Genomic DNA, 18123 nt, shown 5'->3' on the forward strand with positions numbered 1-18123 from the left:
ACGCCACCGCCAGGACGACGACGAGAGTCAGACGGCGCCAGCGGCTTTGCATGGCAGAGAACAGTACCCGGAAACCCTGGTGGTTCCCGACCACCGCCGCTCGATTGCTCGTCCGAGGCGGATGCGACCGCCGGGCGGGGCGCTAGTACGGCACGTTCAGCAGGTCCCCGCCCCACGGGGCGACGCAGCCCCAGTAGCTGCCGTCCCCGGTGTTGAACAGCTTCGGGCTGCCACCGAGCTTGCGGCAGTTGGACTTGAAGCGCTCGGTCCGCGCCCGCTCGGCGCGGGCTTCAGCCCGCTGGCGCTCGGCCGCTCGCCGGCCGGCCGCACGCTGGCGCTCCCGTCGCTCGGCCGCCTCCACCCGGCGCATCTGCCGGCAGCGCTTGGCGCTGACCGGCCGGAACGAGCCCGAGCTGTCGCCGAGGCCCGCACTCCCGGACCCGCCACCACTAGGACGTCCCGGCCGTCGGGTTCGCCGTCGCCGTGGCGTCGACGATGGTGGCCCCCGTGGGCTGCGACAACGTGACCTTCAGCCTGCGGACGACCTGGGCCGGGGTCAGGCCCTTGAAGGCGAACTTGACGTTGAGCAGCTGGTCGCCACCGCCGCTGAACCCGAGCGTGCCGGTCCCCGGGCGGAACGAGGCCCCGGGCTCCGGGATGTAGGTCTCGAGGTTGACCCGGTAGCGCACGCGGACCGTCCTGTTGGTCGACGACTGGACCACGATCGGGCAGTAGGCCCACGTGAAGCCGCCGGCGTTGCGGCTGGTCTTGACGTTGCAGTCGTCGATGTCGACCGTGGCCGCCGGAGCGGTCGTCGAGGGCGGGCTGGTCGCGGCCGACGCCGGGGAGGCACCGGATGCAGCGGCGAGCAGCGCCGCGGAGAGGCCGAGCAGGAGGCGGTTCATGGGATCCCTCGCAGTCGTGGTGAGGACGGATCTGCCGCCCCCACAGGCTAACCCGCCCGGGAACCCCCGCTTCCCGCCTCCCGGGCGGCGCCCGCCCGTCAGCGGAGCTTCAGGGTGCGCGTCGCCGTGGCCGCCTTGCCGGACGCCGGCTGCAGCTTCGCGACCAGCCGGAACGATCCGCGCTTGAGCTTGGAGCGCTGCGCCTTGACCGCCTTCAGCCGCACCTTGACCGTGCCGGCGGTCTTCGCGGTGGCCGTTCCGGAGGCGACCTTCACGCCCTTCTTGCCGCTGCCGCGGAACAGGGTCAGCGACAGCTTGCCGGCCCCCGGCACCGTCACCTTCAGCGTCGCGCCGGAGCGGATCGCCTTCGCGGTCAGCTTCTTCGGCAGGCCGACGGCGAGCTTCGTGGTGCCGTCGCCCTTCCCCGTCGAGCCGTTCCCGCCGCCGTTGGTGTTGCCCTTCCCGCCGCCTCCCGTTCCGGGGCCGGGGCCACCGCCGGGCCCGGGGCTGCCACCGTCGACCGGGCGGTCGGCCGGCACCTCGGCGGCCGACCAGTCCGGGTAGCGGCCACCGGGGATCACCAGCGCACCACCGTCGGCCGGGTTGGCGCAGCCGCCGCTCAGGTCCGCGACCGGGCCGACGTGGATGCCGTCGCCCTCGCCCCAGGCCAGCGACCCGCCGCTCCCGGAGAAGGCCGGGCTCTCGAACGCCCCACCGGCGGCGTCGCCGTAGCGGTAGCAGGACATCGGGATCGTCGGCGACCCCACCGGTCCGTCGAAGCGGTAGACCGTCAGGAACTCACCGCCCGTCCCGGTGACGAAGGCGAGCCGGTTGCCGCGGATGTCGCCGTCGCGCAGCTTGGAGTAGGTCGGGCGGTGGTTGAACCACTGGTCGCCGGTGTTGTTGCCCGAGCCGAACGCCCGCACGATCACGTCCTGCGAGAGCCCGTTGGGCGGATCGCTGTGCATCAGCGAGCCGTTGTCGATCCACGCGGGATAGCCCCAGCCGGTGTGCAGCGGGTAGCCGCTGGTCGATCCGTCGGTGTTCGCGTAGGCGACCCCGCTCGTGCCGGTGCGGGCGTCGCTCGTGTAGTACTGGTACGCGATGTGGGTGCCGTCGGGGGAGACCTGCGGCTCGTAGGGACCGAACCAGGCGTTGCTGCCGATGATCGTCGGGATCTCCCGCACGCTCTCGCCGGTCCGGTTGAGCGTGTACAGCTGCCGGGCCTTCGCGGCGACGATCACCGAGCCGTCGTCGGACTGCGACGCGTAGCTGTAGCCGCCGTCGCGGGTGACCTGGAACTGGCGGGCTCCGTCGGGGGTGCTCAGCCAGACGTCACCGCCCTTGACGTAGACGATCGAGTCGGCCCCGGCGACGGCCGGCGACGCGACGGCGGCCGCCAGCGTCGCGACGATCGCCCCGACGGCGAGCCGCCGGCGGAGGGTCGAGGGTCGCGCCGGCCGGGGCGTCACCGGGCCAGTCGTTGCGGGGGAAGCGGCCGCCCGGCGGCCGTCGGCGGACGAGGGATGGGGAAGCATCGAACCACCGTAGGTCCGCCTCCCGTGCCCCACATCGGGGAACTCCCCCTGCCCTCCCCGACCCGCCGGGCGAGGGAGGGGACGGCGTTCGCCACCGCGGTGCTGCGTCCGCGAGCGAGGAGGTTCCCGGATGCACGACGGCCGATCGTCGCCCACGATCGAGGAAGTTCCCCGATGCGCCGGCGCCACCCGCGGGACACGATCGGCGTCCGTCCAGCGACCGAGGCCATCGCCGATGAGCACCACCGAGCCGTTCCCCCGCCACCAGCCCCCGACCTACGCCCCGACCAGCCCCGAGTACGAGCGCCTGCGCCAGCCGTGGATGCTCGGCGTCGATCAGCGACCGGCCGCCGTCGCCGAGCCCGCCGACGTGGCCGAGGTCGCCGCCCTCGTCCGGCAGGCGCGGACCTCCGGTTGGCGGGTGGCCGTCCAGGCGACCGGGCACGGCGCCGCGACCGTCGGTCCGCTCGACGACGTGCTCCTGCTCCGCACCGGCCGTCTCCGCGGCGTCCACGTCGATCCGGTCCGCCGGATCGCGCACGTCTCGGCCGGCACGACCTCACGCGAGCTCGCCGCCGCCGCGGCCGAGCACGGGCTGGCGGCCAACCTCGGGATGGCCGGTGGCGTCGGCGTCGTCGGCTACCTGCTCGGCGGCGGGCTCGGCTGGCTCTCGCGGCGCCACGGCCTCGGCGCGGCCCAGGTGCTCGCCGTCGACCTCGTGACCGCCGACGGCGGCCTGGTCCGCGTCGACGCCGAGCACGAGCCCGAGCTGCTGTGGGCCCTGCGGGGCGGCGGCGAGGCGCCCGGGATCGTCGTCGGCGTCGATCTCGCGCTGCACGAGCACGCGTCGGTCCACGCCGGAGCGCTGCTCTGGCCGATCGACCGGGCCCGCGAGATCCTGCGGGCGTGGCGTGACTGGACGGCGACCGTGCCCGACGAGCTGACCTCGGTCGGCCGGCTGCTCTGGGCGCCGCCGCTGCCGGAGGTTCCCGAGCCGCTCCGCGGTCGCGGGTTCGTGCTCGTCGAGGCGGCCTGCCTGCTCGACGACCACGAGACGGCCGGCCTGCTCGCGCCGCTCCGCGCGCTTGGTCCCGAGCTCGACACGTTCGCCCGGATCCCCGTCCCGGAGCTGGAGATGCTGCACATGGATCCCCCGGATCCGGTCCCCGCAGTGCTCGACCACCTGCTGCTCGACACGCTCGAGGACGCGGCGATCGACGCGATCGCCGGGGCCGCCGTGCCCCCGGTCGTCTCGATCGAGCTGCGGCAGCTCGGCGGGGCGCTCCGGCCGCGGCAGAGTCCCGACGGAGCCTGCTGCGGGCTCGACGGCGCGTTCCTGCTCAACGCCGTCGCGGTCTTCCCCGACCTGGCGGCCGCGCCGGCCGCCGCAGCCGGGATCGAGCGGGTGATCGCGGCCGCCGCGCCGTGGGACAGCGGGCGCCGCTACCGGAACTTCGTGGAGCGCCCCGCCCAGCTGGCCCGGACGCTGCCGGCCGAGGTGACCGTCCGGCTCGATGCGCTCCGCGCCGCGTGGGACCCGGAGGGCCGGTTCGTCTCCGTCCGCGACTAGCGGGGTCGCGGGCGGCCGCCGGTCGACGACGGTGCGTTCCACGGACCAGGGCGGTGGTCGGACGGGCGTGGGGCCCGGCCGCAGCTCACCCGCCCGTCGCGCCCAGCGGCAACCGCATCACGTGTCGACGACGACCGACCCGGCCCCGCTCCTCGAAGCCGAGGTCCCGGAAGCTCTCGACGAATCCCATGAACCGGTAGCTCGGCGAGTCGGGGTCGACGGGATACGCCTCGACGGCCGTCGCCCCCGCCTCGCGCGCGTGCTCGATCGCCGCCTCGATCAGCCGGCGCGAGAGCCCCTCGCCCCGCCGCGCGCGGGGGACGAACAGGCAGGCGAGCGACCAGATCCCGGCGTCCGCCTCGTCCCCGGCGTCCGCCAGCCCGGGCCGGTAGCTGTCCCGCGGCGCGATCGAGCACCAGCCGACCGGATCGTCGTCCGCGTAGGCGAGGATCCCGACCGGGACGCCGTCCTGCACCCGCCGCTCGAGTCCGGCGCGGCGGCTGGTGCTGTCGGTCCGGCGCGCCTCCTCGCCCTGCGCACGCCAGATCATGCACCAGCAGCTCTTCGGCCCGCCGCGCGCGGCAAACAGCCGGTCGAGGTCGGGCCACCGCTCCGCGTCGACCGCACGAAAGACCAGCTCCGGCTCGGACACACGGCAACCGTAGGCGATCGGCTGCGCCCGGTGGAGACGGTCTCCTGCGGCCGGGCATGGCGTCCCGAACCCCACACGCCCGTCGTCCTACATCGTAGACCGCATCAGGCGACGCGCACTGGCAGGATGTGACGATGACGCGGCTCGCCCGAGACCGGGACACGCAGCTCACCCCCGAGGAGATCGCCGTCGAGGCCCTCCGGCAGTTCGACGCGGGCGGTGAGGAGCCGAGCATCCGCCGGCTGGCGAAGGCACTCAGCGTGACGCCGTCGGCGATCTACCACCACTATCCGTCGCACGCCCGGATCGTCCAGGCCGCGGTCGAGCTGGTCTGGGTCGAGGCGACCGGCGACCTGCTCGAGCTGCTGCCCGACCCGTTCGCCGCCGACCCGGCCGAGCTGGTCCTGCACGGCGGGATCGCCACCCGGCGGGCGTTCGGGCGGCATCCGCGCCTCGCCCGCCACATCGCCGACGGCTGGCGCCCGAGCGACGCGCTGACCGCGGTGCTCGGCGTGCTCGCCAGCGCCTTCGAGCGGATGGGCCTCTCGGACGAGCAGGCGGCGGCCGCCTTCCACGCCTACGGCACGTTCACGATCGGCTCGGTCCTGTTCGCCGCGGCCCGGACCAACGCCCGCGTGCTCGCCCCCGACGAGCAGAGCGTGCCCTACCGACCCGACTACGACGACGAGCTGCGTCAGCACTCGGACGAGTCGACCCGCCAGGCGATCGACGGGGTCATGGACCTCGCCGCGATCGATCCGGCCCGCGACGAGGAGCTGTTCGTCAACGGCCTCCGCCGGCTGATCGCCAGCTTCGCGGCCGCGCACTGAGCGGCGCCGTTCGGGTCAGTCCCCGTCCTCCGGCGCACCGGGGTCGGCGGCGCCCTCGCGTTCGTCCCGCTCCGCCCACTCCAGCAGCGGGGTGAGGTCGAAGACCGCGTCGTCGATCCCGGCGTGCAGGTCGCCCAGCTCCGCGAACCGCGCCGGGACGGTCGCGATCGTCAGCGCCTGCGGCTCGACGTCGTCGACCTCGTCCCAGCGGATCGGCGTCGAGACCGTCGCCGTGGGCACCCCACGCACCGAGTAGGCGCTGGCGATCGTGTGGTCGCGGGCGTTCTGGTTGTAGTCGACGAACAGCTTCGCCGGATCGCGGTCCTTGCGCCACCAGGTGGTGGTCACGTCGTCCGGCGCCCGCCGCTCGACCTCGCGGGCGAAGGCGAGGGCGGCGCGCCGCACGTCGCCGAAGCCGTGCTCGGGGGCGATCCGCACGTAGACGTGGAGGCCGTGCCCGCCCGAGGTCTTCGGCCAGCCGACCGCCCCGATCTCGTCCAGCAGCTGCTCGACGACGCCCGCCACGCGGCGGACGACCCCGAAGTCGCAGTCGGGCCCGGGGTCGAGGTCGATCCGCCACTCGTCGGGCCGCTCGGTGTCGGCCCGGCGCGAGTTCCAGGGATGGAACTCGACGGTCGACATCTGGACCGCCCAGATCACGCTCGCCAGCTCGGTCACGCAGAGCTCGTCGGCGTGGCGGTCGTAGCGCGGGAAGTGCAGGCGGACGGTCTCCAGCCACGGCGGCGCGCCCTGCGGGACCCGCTTCTGGTGGACCTTCTTGCCGCTCAGGCCCTTCGGGAAGCGGTGCAGCATGCACGGCCGCTCGCGCAGCGCCCGCACGATCCCGTCGCCGACGCTGAGGTAGTAGTGGACGAGGTCGAGCTTGGTCGTCCCCAGCTCGGGGAAGTAGACCCGGTCCGGGCTCGAGATCCGGACCGTCCGCTCGCCGACCTCCAGCTCGACGGCCGGGGCCGTTCCTCCTGTCGCGGCCATCGGACGAACATAGCGGGCGCGGCGCGGGCGGTTGACGGTGTCGGCGGCTCGCCGCCGGGTACTGTCGCCCGATGCCTTCACGATCACGGACCCGCCGCCTCGCCCTCGCCGTCGGCATCGCCGCCGTCGGCCTCCCCGCGACCCCGGCCGTGGCCGCGATCGGCGGCGGCGTCCCGATCATGATCGACAGCTTCGCCACCGGCCAATCAGCCCTGACGCTGACGTTCCCGCCCGCGGGGACCACCGCCTCGTCGAGCGTCTCCGGCGCCGGCGTGCTCGGCGGCGAGCGTGACGTGGAGGTCGCCCTCAACAGCGGCGTGATCGCCGGCAACACCATCAGTGCCACCGTCTCGGCCGGGTCCCTCAACTACTCCCAGGACGCGACGATCGCCGGGATGGCGCGTCTGACCTGGGACGGCACCGACGGCTCGCCGACGATCGCCCCGACCGGCCTCGGCGGCGTCGACCTGACGGCCGGCGGCAGCCAGGATGCCCTCGACCTCGCGGCGCTCTTCGACGACCTCCCGCTCACCGTCAGCGTGATGGTCCTGAGCGACACCACCCACGTCTCGATCGCGCACCTGGCGCTGCCCGGGCTGCTCTTCTCGAGCACCCACTTCGTGGTCCCGTTCAGCAGCTTCGCCCCGATGTTCGGCGACGGCGCCGACCTCACCGACGTCGGCGCGATCCACATGACGGCCGGCTCCACCTCCACCGCACCGAATCTGGTCCTCGACGAGCTGACCACAGACGCGCTGCTGCAGGCGCCGATGACCGCCGCCCTGACCGGCGACGCCAACGGCAACGGGCTCGCCGAGACCGGCGACGAGCTCACCTACACGACCGCGATCGCGAACCCCGCCGACGCGAACGGCGCCGCGAGCCCGGGGACGGCCTTCGCCTTCGACCCGCCGGCCGGCACGAGCCTGGTCGCCGGTTCCGTCACGACCAGCCAGGGGACGGTCACCGGCGGCAACGGCGGCGGTGACCCCGCCGCGGCCGTCGACATCGGCACGGTCGCCGACGGCGGCACCGCGACCGTCACCGCGAAGGTCGAAGTCGGCGTCCACCCGACCAGCCCGCTGTCGGCGCAGGGGACGGTCAGCTCCAGCAGCCTGACCGCGCTGAAGACCACCGCCGCGGGCGGAGCCGGCACGACCGACCCGACGACCTTCGCCGTGGTCGAGAACCGTCCGCCGACCGCGGCCGACGACGTCGCCACCGTCGCCGCCGACACCAGCCTGACGACCGCCGCGCCCGGCGTGCTCGCCAACGACGACGACCCGGACGGCGACCCGCTGACCGCCGTGGTCGACACCGCCCCCACCCACGGGCGGCTCACGCTCGACGCCCACGGCGGCTACCGCTACACGCCGGACAGCGGATTCCGTGGGACCGACACGTTCACCTACGTCGCCGACGACGGCACCGCCGAGTCGGCCCCGGCGACCGTCACGATCACGGTCGCTGCCCCACCCGTCCCGCCGACGCCGGGCCCCGAGCGGCCGCCGACCCCGCCGCTGGCCGCCGACGCGCCGCCGGCGCCGAGGGCCAAGGCGATCTGCGCGAGCCGTCGGACGCTGCGGATCCGGCTGCCCCGCGGCGAGCGCGGCGCGACGCGGGCCACCGTCACCATCACCGGCCGCAAGACCCGCAGCGTCCGCGTCCGGAGCGGACGCGTCGCCGTCGACCTGCGCGGCGCACCGCGCGGGAAGTACAGCGTGCGGATCCGGGTCGGCAAGCGGACCGTCACCGTCCGCCACTACCGAACCTGCCGGCGCCCCAGCGAGTCGGTCCGCTGAGCTGCGCCGCGGCCTTCCGCGGCGCAGCCCTGCCGCCTACTTGGCCGGCTTCACCGCCACCGACAGGCGCTTGGCCTTGGCCGGACCGGCCGGGTCGAACGAGACCGTCGCCCGGACCGTCCGGCGTCCGGCGAGCGCCCGCTTGCCGGCCGCCGACAACCGCGGCCGGATCGTCGCCACCGTGGCGCTCCGGATCGACCGCGAGGTCCGCTTCACCCCGGGACCGGAGACCGTCAACCGGCCCTTGCCGAGACCCGACAGCTTGACCGTCAGGCCCTTGGCGCTGACCGACTTCGAAGCGACCCGCAGCCCACAGGGCGTGGCGATCTTCGGCTTGCTGTCGAGGACCTTGCCGTTCTGGCCGGTGAACGTCGCCCCGGCGACCTGGACCGCGTCGCAGACGTTGCTGCCGCCGGTCCCGGTCGCCTTCAGGATCCCGTTCTTGCCGCCCTCGATCTGAAGCCGGAACGAGCTGATCGGCGCGTCCGGCACGAACCCGAAGGTCGTGACCAGCTTGTCGTCCTCGACGCTCGAGTCGGCCATCAGGTCCAGCTCGACCTGGCCCTTCAGCGCGATCATCAGCTTCGGCAGGGTCTTGACGACCCGGCCGGTGCTGCTCGTCCGCAGGCCCTCGACGAAGTAGACCGGCCCGGAGAGGGGCTGGTCGAGGATCGGCGTGACCGCGGTCGCCTTGCCGACGATCGAGGCCTCGGGGCACGCCCGGGCCGTCGCCTGCTCGGGCTTGCAGAGCGCCTGGGCGTTGTCGGCGTCGAGCGCGACCGAGAGCGGCAGCGTCACCGCGACCTGCTTCAGGCCGGACTGGCCGGCGGTCTGCGTGACCGTCGCGTCCAACCCCGGATGCCCGCCCTTCTTCGCCTCCGCCTTGCCGCTCAGCTCCAACGCCAGCTTCGGCGCCAGCGGCAGCGAGGCGCAGTCGCCGACCTGGAAGCGGCTGCTGACGGCGGCCGTCTGACCGGCGACCGAGCCGAGAGCGGCGGTGATCGTCTTCGGCGCGCACGAGGTCGGGTTGACCATGAAGCCCGGCTTGTCGACGTTGACCTCGAGCCGCTGCAACCGCACCGGCACCCCCGCCACGATCGTCGGCAGCGGATCGCTGACCAGCGTGACGTGGGCGTCGTGCCGGTCGACGTAGACCTTCTGCCGCACGACCACGTTGCCGAGGTCGAACGGCCCGGCGACCACCGGCACGGTCACCCGCAGCGAGAACGGCGCGTCGCCGTAGGCGCCCTCGAGCACGACCGGCCCGGAGAGCCAGAACGGCTGCGCGCCGGAGCCCGACGCGACGCGGGCGGTGCCGACCCGCGTCCCGACGTTGCCCTTCAGGTTCGCCAGCAGCCCCTCGGGCAGCTCCATCCGCAGCCCGGTCAGGTCGCTCTGCCCGTCGGGCTTGGCGATCGCCAGCGTGAACGGCGAGAACGCGCCGCCGACCGGCTGGACCGTGCCAGCGGTGAACGACGGCGCGAACCCGCCGAGACCGGCCGCGCAGTCGATCTCGAACGAGGACCGCTGGTCGACCTGCTTGCCCGACCACGAGGTCAGCTGGGCGCTGGCGGTCTTGGTCCCGCAGGTGGCCGGATTGACCAGTGGCGCCCGCGGGCCGCCCTTGAACCGCAGCCGGAGCTCGGAGAACGCCAGCTGCGGGTTGTCGTCGAAGCTCGTCGTCAGCTGACCCGTCACCGGGTCCGGCACGATCGCGCCGGGCAGCTTGACCGTCACGCCCGACCCCTGGGCGACCAGGAACAGCCGGAACATCCTGCCGGAGGCCGGATCGTCCGAGGCCTGGGTGCCGAGGAAGATCGAGCCGGTCATGGGCTGGTCCAGCAGCGGCGTGTCGATCGTCGCCGTCCCGATCTTCGACGCGTCGGGACAGCGCGGGTCGGCGTCCGAGCCGATCGCGATCTGCTCGTCCGAGCAGCCCTGGAGCCCGTCGGCCGCCGAAGGCGAGATCGACACGCCCTCCGGCAGCGCCACCACCGCCTTGCGCAGCGGCGGGGTGCCGAGCTGGTTGATCGCGTCCGCCTGCGGGACCTTCACGTCGATCGCGTAGCCCGCGGGCGCGTCCGGCGCCGTGGTGTCGGGGCGGACCGCGATCGTCGGCGAGAAGGTCGACTTGTCGCAGCCTTCGACCTGCATCGGGACGCCGTTGACGTCACGGTCGAACGCGGTCCGGCTGAACCGGCCGGGAGCTTCCCAGGAGTCGGCCGAGACGTGGGTGGTCAACGGGCCCGCGCTGCAGTCGGACGGGTTCGTCAGGAAGACCCGTTGCGCCGTCGACGCGGGGCAGGCCTCACCGGTCGGCCCGTTGTAGACGTCGAGGCACTCCCCGCGCATCTGGTCGTGCGCGGGCGAGGCCGGGACGCCCCAGAAGGCCATCTTCACGCCCGTGACGGGCACCCCGCTGGGGATGTTGCGGGCGGAGACGGTCAGGCCGTAGTCGCTCTCGGTCCGGACGCGCGCGTCGACGATCGCCGCCGCGGCGGTGCCGAAGCCCGAGAGCCGGCCGCCGAACCGCGCGGGCTGGCCGGGCGGCGGCGTGAGGTTGTAGATCCGGACGTAGATCGTCTGCCGGATCAGACCACCGCGGTAGACCTCGGCGTAGCCGACCTGGGTGTCCGCCGGGCACTCGCCGGCGAACAGGCCCGCCTCGAAGTCGGAGTCCGAACACGTCGGCGCCGCGGTCGGGTTGCCGGAGAGCCCCGGCGGCAGGTCGACGACGATGTTCTTGACCTGGCCGTCGGGCAGCTGCATCGGGATGCCGGTCGTCGTCGCGACCGTGTTGAGCTTGATCGTGGTCGCGATCTCGAACGGGTGACCGCCCGCCTGCGTCTCGGGCGTGCCGGCCGCATCGGACGCGACCAGCCCGGTCGCGCTCTCGATGCCGAAGGCGGCGCGCGCGGCGCCGCTCCAGACCAGCAGGATCGTGAGCGTGAGCGCGGCGACCAGCGCCGCGACGGCGAGACGCCGGACGATGCCCGACCCCTCCCCGTGGATCGAGCCGTTCATCGAACCGGTTCCGTTCGTCTGCACCTGAGCGTTCACTTCTGCCCCTTCACCGTCAGCACGACGGTCTTCGACGACGACGTGCCGCTCTTGGGCGTGAACGCCACCTTGGTCCTGACCTTCAGCCGGTGCTCGCGGGCAAGGGTCCGCTTGGCCTTCGCGTTCAGCGTGACCCGGAGGGTGTAGGTGCCCGCCTTGCCGAGCTTGCGCTTGACCGTCGTGATCCGGGTGCCGGTGAGCTTGATCGTGCCCGCCGACGGCGCGGTCACGCGGATCGAGAAGCGCGTGCCCTTGCCGGCCTTGGCGCGGGCGGAGAGCTTGCCCTTCGGCGCCGCCTTCGCCTTCGGCTCCGGCAGGTTGCCGGCACCGACGAAGCCGCTGGAGCCCGGCACCGCCAGGTTCGGGGAGCCGCTCGGCCGCCCCTGGCAGGCGTCGCCCTCACACGGGGCCGTGGTCGCCTTGGCGGCGAATCCACCCCCGACACGGGCGTCGTAGAGGTCGATCAGGGTGTCGGTGTCCTCGCCGACGAGCGACTGGCGGGTGGCGAAGAAGACGTCGTCCCCACTCGCGCTCATGCCCATGAAGGTCGACAGCTCGGGGCTCTTGCCGGTCGAGATCAATCGGGCTCCCTGGCCGTCGTAGAGGTAGACGTCGCGCTCGCCGTTGGTGTCCTCGGCCACCAGCGGGTCATAGCTCTGGAACGCGACCTGCCCGCGGTCGCTGACGACGCGGAACGCGTCGGGTCGGAACTCGCGGAAGCTCGCGTCGCGCGTCGGGCTCCGCTCCCCGGGGAGACACGACCCGCAGCCGAGGGCGCCCGACTCCGCGTCGTAGCGGTAGATCTGGATCGTCCCGGCGGTCGGCCGCTCGGTCAGCTGGGTGCTCGTGAGCAGCGCCAGGTAGCGGCCGTTCGGCGAGACCTGCGCGGGCAGGATCTGCGAGGAGCCGTCCAGCCAGTTGCCCTCGATCGCGGTCAACGGCGCGTTGCTCAGCGCGGCGACGAAGTCGAGTCGCCCGCTCGCGCTGCCGTCGTCGCTCCAGCGGTAGACGTTCCAGGCGTCGGCCTCGCCCTTGCCGGGGACGAGCTGCGCCGTCGCGGCGAAGTAGACGGCCTTGCCGTCCTCGCTGGCGCCAATCACGCCGAGCACGCCCGCGGGCGCGCCGGTGTCGGCGGTGAGGTCGGTCAACCGGCGGGCATCGACGTCGTAGCGGTAGAGGTCAGGACGATCGGCGGTCGCCCGCGAGTCGTTCGTCAGCTGCTCGCCGCTGGTGAAGTAGACGGCGGAGCCGTGCGCGGTCTCGGCCGTCCAGTACTGCGCCGGCTGGGCGCCCTCGGGATCGGGGGTGCTCCGCTGCGAGGCCGAGACGTGCACGGTCGTCGTGCCGTCGAGACGAGCGTAGAGCTGGCCACCGGAGGTGAAGAAGATCCGCCGGCCGTCAGCCGAGAGCGACCGCCGGGTCTCCTGGACCGGGGTCGAGGAGCCCTGTCCGGCCGCCGCGCCGTCGGGAAGCGGCTGGCCGTCGTCGTCGAGGCCGACGAGGCGCAGGCTCCCGCGCTCGCCGCCGTCGTCGGTCCACTCGTAGAGGTTGTCGACGTCCTGGATCGCCCCGGGGAGCAGCACGTCGGTGTTGGTGAAGATCACGCGGTCGAGGCTCGGCGTCGCGGCGGCGACGACCGGGTTCGAGTTGGCCGGCGCGTCGTCGAGCGGCGCCCAGCCGATCGTCTTGCGGGCCCGCGTGACGTTGTCCTGGAGGTAGATCGAGCCGGCGCAGAGCAGGTTCGCGCAGGGCGGCCCGCCCGGGGCGAGCTGGACCGGGGTCTGCACGATCGAGCGGGCGCCGTCGCTCGAGATCATCGGGTTGGCCGTCAGGCCGATCACCGGCATCGCCGGCGGCCCGAGCGGCGGGCTGATCGCGGTGGTCGCCCAGCCGTCGGCGCCGCGGGCGCCGCGATAGCTGATCCCGGCCCCGCTCTGCGAGTCCGGATCGGCGGTCGCGCCGCCGGCGACGTAGCTGATCCCGTCGCCACCGGCGACGACGACCGTCGCGTCGGCGGTGTTGCCGGTCACGAAGTTGGAGCCGTCGGGGCGGGTGACGCTGAAGCCGCCCTTGTCCTGCGGCGAGACCTTCTCGTAGCCGCGGCAACCGGGCAGATCGCCGGCGCCCTGCTCCAGACGGATCGCGGCATTGGCGCAGGCGTCGGCGGCCAGCGACGGCGCGGCTCCGGCGGTCAGGCCGATCGCCACGGCCGCGAGCGCGGCCGATCCGGCGCTCCAGGCTAGGCCGCGGCTCATCGACGACCCGCCTTCGCGCCATTGGGCGTTGTCGCGGCCGAAGCCCCGCACGTCTGCATCCGGTTCACAGCGTCTCCCTCGTTCTCTGCCCCGGACGGCGCCCTCCCGGCCCCGCCTCGGGTGCTCTCGCACGACGGCCTGCGTCCCGGGACGCGAGCGCGCTCGCAGGAACCGGCGAGCGGGCAGCGTCGGCCCCGGGGGCGGGCGACGTCGCGACAACGTAGACGACGCGGCGTGTCTATGTCAACAAGAGTGGTAAGTCAGATTTCCTTTGTGGACAGTTTCTGGCCGCTTCCCGGCTCTGCCTCGACCTCCGCGAAGCGCCCGACCCCCGCGGAATCCACGTCACGCCGGCACGAGCCACCGATCCCCACGACACCAGCACGGGCCTCATCCGGCGAACCGTCGCGGTGATGACGCCCCAACCGCGCGAGGCGGATCACGACGGACGGGCGGAAGACGAACCGCCACCCCGACCGAGGCTGTTCCTTCTCTGCGGTAATCAGTGAGGCCATTTCGGACGGTCGGCTCGAATCGAGGCTCGCTCCGGCGGTCCCGTCCCGCCCTCGATCTGCCGCAGCCGCCCGCGCCGATCCCGGCCGAATGCGCCGGCGGCGGCCCGTAGGATCGCGACATGCGTGAGCCAGCCGCCACCTCCGACGCCGTCGACGCGTTCCTGACGCAGCTCGACCACCCACGCAAGCCCACGGTCGAGGCCATCCGCGCGATCATCCTCGGGGCCGACCCGCGGATCACCGAGTCGGTCAAGTGGAACGCCCCCAGCTTCTCGGTCGGGGACCACTTCGCGACCTTCAAGCTGCGTCCGGACGACACGGTCCAGGTGGTCTTCCACACCGGCGCGAAGAAGCGCCCCGAGCCGCGGCCGATCGAGGTCGACGACCCCTCCGGCTGGCTGCGGTGGGCGGCACCCGACCGCTGCCTGGCCACATTCACCGACGAGGACGACGTCGCGGCCCGACGCTCGGCGCTGACCGCGCTCGTCCAGCAGTGGCTGGCCCAGACGGAGGACCTCCGCTAGGAACCGTCTCAACGTCGACGGTCGTCCGTGGCCGACCCGCCGAAGCAGGCGCTCCACCCGGGAACAGGCGCCCACCCTGATGGGAGAATCCGGAGGCGAGTCCGCCGTCCGACGAAAGGGCCTCGCATGCTGCTCGTCCGGTTCGTGGTCACGCTCCTGCTGATGGTCGCGGTCGCCGTGTTCGCGGTCGTCGCGGACGCCTGGTGGCTGGTCGCGATCGCCCTGCTCGTGCTCATCGCGAGCACGATCTCGGTGGTCCTGATGCTGCTCCGCTACACCAGCAGCAGCGAATGGCTCGGCCCCGACGAGGAGGCCGAGCTCGCGACCGAGCACCTCGTCCAGTCCGAGACGGGGCTCCCCGTCCGCCACCGCTGGAACGACCGCCAGACCCGTGAGTACGCCGAGGAGGTCGCCCGGCGCGGAGTCGTCGCGGTGCCGGACGGCTGGCGCGGGCCGGACGGCGCGCACCGGATCCTGCTGGTGGCGACCGACCCGGTCACGGCCGAGCAGCTGCGGGCGGCGCTGCCCGACCTCGCCAGCAACGAGCTCGCGGTGCTGGTCGTCGCCCCCGCGCTCGCCTCCAGCGCCGCCGCCAACGCGGTGGGCGGCGAGACCGAGGCCGTCCACCACGCCGAGAAGGTGGCGCAGGCGACCGTCGCGTCGCTGCGCGCGGCCGGGATCCACACCTCCGGCCACATCGGGCCGACCAACCCGGCGGTGGCCCTCTCCGACGGGCTCCGGACCTACGCCGCCGAGCAGGTCGTCGTCGCGCGCCGCCACCAGAAGCCGATGCGCCACCACGAGGCCGTACCGCTCGACGCCGCTGCCGGGGCCTTCGGCGTGCCGCTGCTCGAGCTGACGCTCGACCGCGTGAGCTAGCCGCGCACGACCCGCGACGACCGCAGGCCGGCGATCACGGACAGGAGATGACCGCGTTCGGCGCGACCATCCCCTCCAGACCGTTCGCCCCACCACCAAGGACCAGACCATGGCCACGATCAACAAGCTCGACTTCATCGGGATCCCCACCCAGGACCCGGAGCGCGCTCGCCGCTTCTACGGCGAGACCCTCGGGCTCCGTCCCGACGAGCACTCCACCTACGAGTTCTGGATCGGCGACACCTGCGTGGCGATCTGGGAGCCGGAGAAGGTGGGCGGGACCTTCGCCCCGCAGAAGAACGCCCACCTCGCGCTCCACGTCGACGACGTCGCCGCCGCACGGGCGGAGCTCGAGGCCAAGGGCGTCACCTTCTCCGGGGACGTCTTCGACACGGGCGTCTGCCAGATGGCGCTGTTCACCGACCCCGACGGCAACGACCTGATGCTCCACCACCGCCACAAGCCGGCGGCCTGAGCGACGGCTCGGAACCCGGGGCCGCGCCTGCGCGGCCCCGGACCCGGTCGGCGTCACTCGCCGGCGACGACCTCCCGCCCCGGACCGGCCCGGGCCCCTCAGGCAGGCGTGCGCGCTCAGGCCGCCTCGGCCCGGCGGGCCAGCATCTGCGCCCGCAGGGCCTCCACACCCGTGCTCCAGACGGTCTCGAGGTCGATCTTGAGGCGCACCGGGTAGCGGTCGTGCAGCTCGAGCGAGACGAAGCCGTTGACGAAGACCCAGATCGTCACCCCGATCGTCGTGTCGCCGTCGATCACCCGGCGCAGGCCCGCGGCGCTGTACTCCTCAGCGGCCGGATCGAGGCCGCGACGGTCGAGCGGTCCGGCGAAGCAGAGCCGCCAGAGGTTGGGGTGCTCGTGGGCCCAGGCGCGGTGGCCCTCCATCACCGCCACCAGCGGGTCCTCGGCGCCCTCGACCGCCGCCAGGCTCGCGTCGCCGCTCTCCCAGAACCCCTGCTCGACGAGGATCAGCTCGATCGCCCGCTTGTCCGCGAAGTGCTTGTAGAGCGCGGGAGCCTGGATCCCGAGCTGCTCGGCGAGGTTGCGCATCGAGAGCGCCTCGTAGCCCTCGTCCTCGAGCAGTCGCCGCGCGGCGACGACGATCTCGCGCGCTCGCGGCGTCAGCCGACGGAAGTCCCTTGCATCCGACATCGAACGCTCCACAGTACCGCCCGACGGGTCGCCCGCGCGGCGGTTCCCCGCGATCGCAGGAGCCGCAACCCGGAACAGTGTTCACCAAACGCTGTAGGGTCCCGTGCCGGAAACGACCTCGCGGACCCGCACGAGCGGCCCGCACCGAAAGGAACACCGCATGACGAAGCACTGGCGCACCGCGCTGCTGACCCCCGCGCTCGCGCTGACCCTCGCGCTCGCCGCCTGCGGCGGCGGCGGCAACCCAGACGAGGACACGATCACCAAGCTCGTCAAGGACGTCAACGAGACGCCCGCCACCTACTGCGACAACGCCAGCAAGACCGTCCTCGACGCGATCGGCGGCAAGGAGGGCTGCCTCGAGGCCGTCAAGGGCGAGAAGGGCGGCGACACGTCGACCAAGATCGACAAGATCACCATCGACGGCGACAAGGCGACCGCCAAGTTCTCCGACGCCACCGGCAAGCAGGAAGTCAAGTTCGCCAAGGAAGACGGCGACTGGAAGATCCTCGCCGACGACTAGTCGCCCGGCCGGCTGGCGCCACGCGGCGCCAGCCGGCCCCCGGGGAGGGCGCGCTCACCGGCGCGCCCGACCCACTCCGCGGTCCTAGGCGACCATCCCGGCGGCCACGCAGGCGACGCCGGCGATCGCGCTGACCGCGGCCAGCGACGTCCCGAGCACCGCCCGACGGCGGTGCTCGGCGACCAGCTGCTCCTCGGAGCGCGTCGAGACGACGAAGCGCCCCTTGTCCGGCTTGGCGAAGCAGAGCCGCCCGGACGCATCCGAGACCTCACCGAGCACGTAGAGCCGCGCTCCGGGGCGGAGCACCCACTCCTCGGTCTGGAAGCCGATCGTCCCGCTGCGCTGGCCGCCGCTGCCGCCGAGCAGGGCCGCGGTCAGGACGCCCTCGACGGCTCCGGCGACGCCCGCCGCCACCCGGTCGTCGCCGCGGTCGAAGCGGTCGACGACCTTCTCGGCGTGGTCGATGTCGGCCCCGAGCGGTGCGACCAGGACCCGACCCGTCTCGTCCTCGACGGCGAAGGCCAGCTCCGAGGCGAGGTCGGTGACGGTCTCGCTGTGCTCGACCCGATCCCACTCGGTCTTGCCGTCGCGCTCGCGGCGCTCCATCGTCCAGTAGCGGCGCGTGACCTGCGTGCGGTGCCAGACCGCGGGCAGCTTCGACTCCGGGGCCTCGGCGACCTGGTCATCCGCGTGGGCAGCGAGCCCGACGACCTCGCAGCGCTGCCGGAAGCTGCCGCCGCCGACCTCGGCGCCGACGCCCGCGGCGAGGGTGGTGAGATCGGCGCAGGCCAGGGTCTCGGTGGCCGTGGCGGTGCGCGCGTGGGCGCGAGCGCTGCGGGCGTACCAGGCCGCCCCTATCGCGACGACGAGCAGGACGAGTCCAACGATCAGCATGGTGCTCCTAGGTGGTGAG

The 18123-nt window shown here is 73.4% G+C and carries 16 protein-coding genes; 7 read left to right on the forward strand and 9 right to left on the reverse strand.

The window, feature by feature from the left end:
* Window positions 1–142: 142 nt before the first annotated feature.
* The 3 genes from ACVUH9_RS08945 to ACVUH9_RS08955 all read right to left on the reverse strand — a co-directional run bounded on the left by ACVUH9_RS08945 (window position 143) and on the right by ACVUH9_RS08955 (window position 2443).
* Window positions 143–370, reverse strand: a complete 228-nt coding sequence (locus ACVUH9_RS08945) for a hypothetical protein (protein WP_475756022.1) — start codon at window positions 368–370, stop codon at window positions 143–145.
* Between the two features lie 79 nt (window positions 371–449).
* Window positions 450–905, reverse strand: a complete 456-nt coding sequence (locus ACVUH9_RS08950) for a hypothetical protein (RefSeq protein ID WP_475756024.1) — start codon at window positions 903–905, stop codon at window positions 450–452.
* Between the two features lie 98 nt (window positions 906–1003).
* The gene (locus ACVUH9_RS08955) at window positions 1004–2443 is read right to left on the reverse strand and encodes a TolB family protein (protein WP_475756026.1); all 1440 of its coding nucleotides are present in this window, start codon (window positions 2441–2443) and stop codon (window positions 1004–1006) included.
* A 235-nt stretch (window positions 2444–2678) separates the two neighbouring features.
* Between ACVUH9_RS08955 and ACVUH9_RS08960 the strand changes: the two genes are divergently transcribed.
* Entirely contained in the window at window positions 2679–4013 is a 1335-nt protein-coding gene (locus ACVUH9_RS08960) for an FAD-binding oxidoreductase (protein WP_475756028.1), read from the forward strand.
* Between the two features lie 85 nt (window positions 4014–4098).
* Here ACVUH9_RS08960 and ACVUH9_RS08965 read toward each other — a convergent pair whose 3' ends face one another.
* Window positions 4099–4665 (reverse strand): GNAT family N-acetyltransferase, encoded by a 567-nt coding sequence (locus tag ACVUH9_RS08965; protein ID WP_475756030.1) that lies wholly within the window; start codon window positions 4663–4665, stop codon window positions 4099–4101.
* A 134-nt stretch (window positions 4666–4799) separates the two neighbouring features.
* On the opposite strand from ACVUH9_RS08965, the gene ACVUH9_RS08970 reads away from it, so the two are divergent.
* The gene (locus ACVUH9_RS08970) at window positions 4800–5495 is read left to right on the forward strand and encodes a TetR/AcrR family transcriptional regulator (protein WP_475756032.1); all 696 of its coding nucleotides are present in this window, start codon (window positions 4800–4802) and stop codon (window positions 5493–5495) included.
* Window positions 5496–5510: 15 nt separating this feature from the next.
* Here ACVUH9_RS08970 and ligD read toward each other — a convergent pair whose 3' ends face one another.
* Entirely contained in the window at window positions 5511–6488 is a 978-nt protein-coding gene (ligD, locus tag ACVUH9_RS08975; RefSeq protein WP_475756034.1) for a non-homologous end-joining DNA ligase, read from the reverse strand.
* A 71-nt stretch (window positions 6489–6559) separates the two neighbouring features.
* Between ligD and ACVUH9_RS08980 the strand changes: the two genes are divergently transcribed.
* Complete coding sequence (locus ACVUH9_RS08980) at window positions 6560–8290, forward strand: cadherin-like domain-containing protein (protein WP_475756036.1); 1731 nt, start codon at window positions 6560–6562, stop codon at window positions 8288–8290.
* Between the two features lie 36 nt (window positions 8291–8326).
* Here ACVUH9_RS08980 and ACVUH9_RS08985 read toward each other — a convergent pair whose 3' ends face one another.
* Both ACVUH9_RS08985 and ACVUH9_RS08990 read right to left on the reverse strand, forming a co-directional pair.
* A complete protein-coding gene (locus ACVUH9_RS08985) occupies window positions 8327–11314 on the reverse strand; it encodes a hypothetical protein (RefSeq protein ID WP_475756038.1) in 2988 nt (995 codons plus the stop codon).
* A 32-nt stretch (window positions 11315–11346) separates the two neighbouring features.
* Window positions 11347–13605: a hypothetical protein gene (locus ACVUH9_RS08990; RefSeq protein ID WP_475756040.1), complete on the reverse strand. Its 2259-nt coding sequence runs from the start codon at window positions 13603–13605 to the stop codon at window positions 11347–11349.
* A 634-nt stretch (window positions 13606–14239) separates the two neighbouring features.
* Here ACVUH9_RS08990 and ACVUH9_RS08995 point away from each other — a divergent pair.
* The 3 genes from ACVUH9_RS08995 (at window position 14240) to ACVUH9_RS09005 (ending at window position 15998) form a co-directional block, all read left to right on the forward strand.
* Window positions 14240–14644, forward strand: coding sequence for a DUF1801 domain-containing protein (locus ACVUH9_RS08995; RefSeq protein ID WP_475756042.1), 405 nt, complete (start codon window positions 14240–14242; stop codon window positions 14642–14644).
* 126 nt (window positions 14645–14770) lie between these two features.
* Window positions 14771–15523 (forward strand): hypothetical protein, encoded by a 753-nt coding sequence (locus ACVUH9_RS09000; RefSeq protein ID WP_475756044.1) that lies wholly within the window; start codon window positions 14771–14773, stop codon window positions 15521–15523.
* Window positions 15524–15632: 109 nt separating this feature from the next.
* Entirely contained in the window at window positions 15633–15998 is a 366-nt protein-coding gene (locus ACVUH9_RS09005) for a VOC family protein (RefSeq protein ID WP_475756046.1), read from the forward strand.
* Between the two features lie 116 nt (window positions 15999–16114).
* Here ACVUH9_RS09005 and ACVUH9_RS09010 read toward each other — a convergent pair whose 3' ends face one another.
* Window positions 16115–16687 carry a TetR/AcrR family transcriptional regulator gene (locus tag ACVUH9_RS09010; RefSeq protein WP_475756048.1) on the reverse strand — a complete coding sequence of 191 codons (573 nt, stop codon included), beginning with the start codon at window positions 16685–16687 and terminating at the stop codon, window positions 16115–16117.
* Between the two features lie 160 nt (window positions 16688–16847).
* Between ACVUH9_RS09010 and ACVUH9_RS09015 the strand changes: the two genes are divergently transcribed.
* On the forward strand, window positions 16848–17210 hold the full coding sequence (locus ACVUH9_RS09015) for a hypothetical protein (protein WP_475756050.1): 363 nt from the start codon (window positions 16848–16850) through the stop codon (window positions 17208–17210).
* A gap of 84 nt (window positions 17211–17294) precedes the next feature.
* Here the strand turns inward: ACVUH9_RS09015 and ACVUH9_RS09020 are convergent, their stop codons facing one another.
* Window positions 17295–18104, reverse strand: a complete 810-nt coding sequence (locus tag ACVUH9_RS09020; protein WP_475756052.1) for a GIDE domain-containing protein — start codon at window positions 18102–18104, stop codon at window positions 17295–17297.
* Window positions 18105–18123 lie beyond the last annotated feature (19 nt).

It is taken from the genome of Patulibacter ginsengiterrae, from assembly GCF_056269115.1.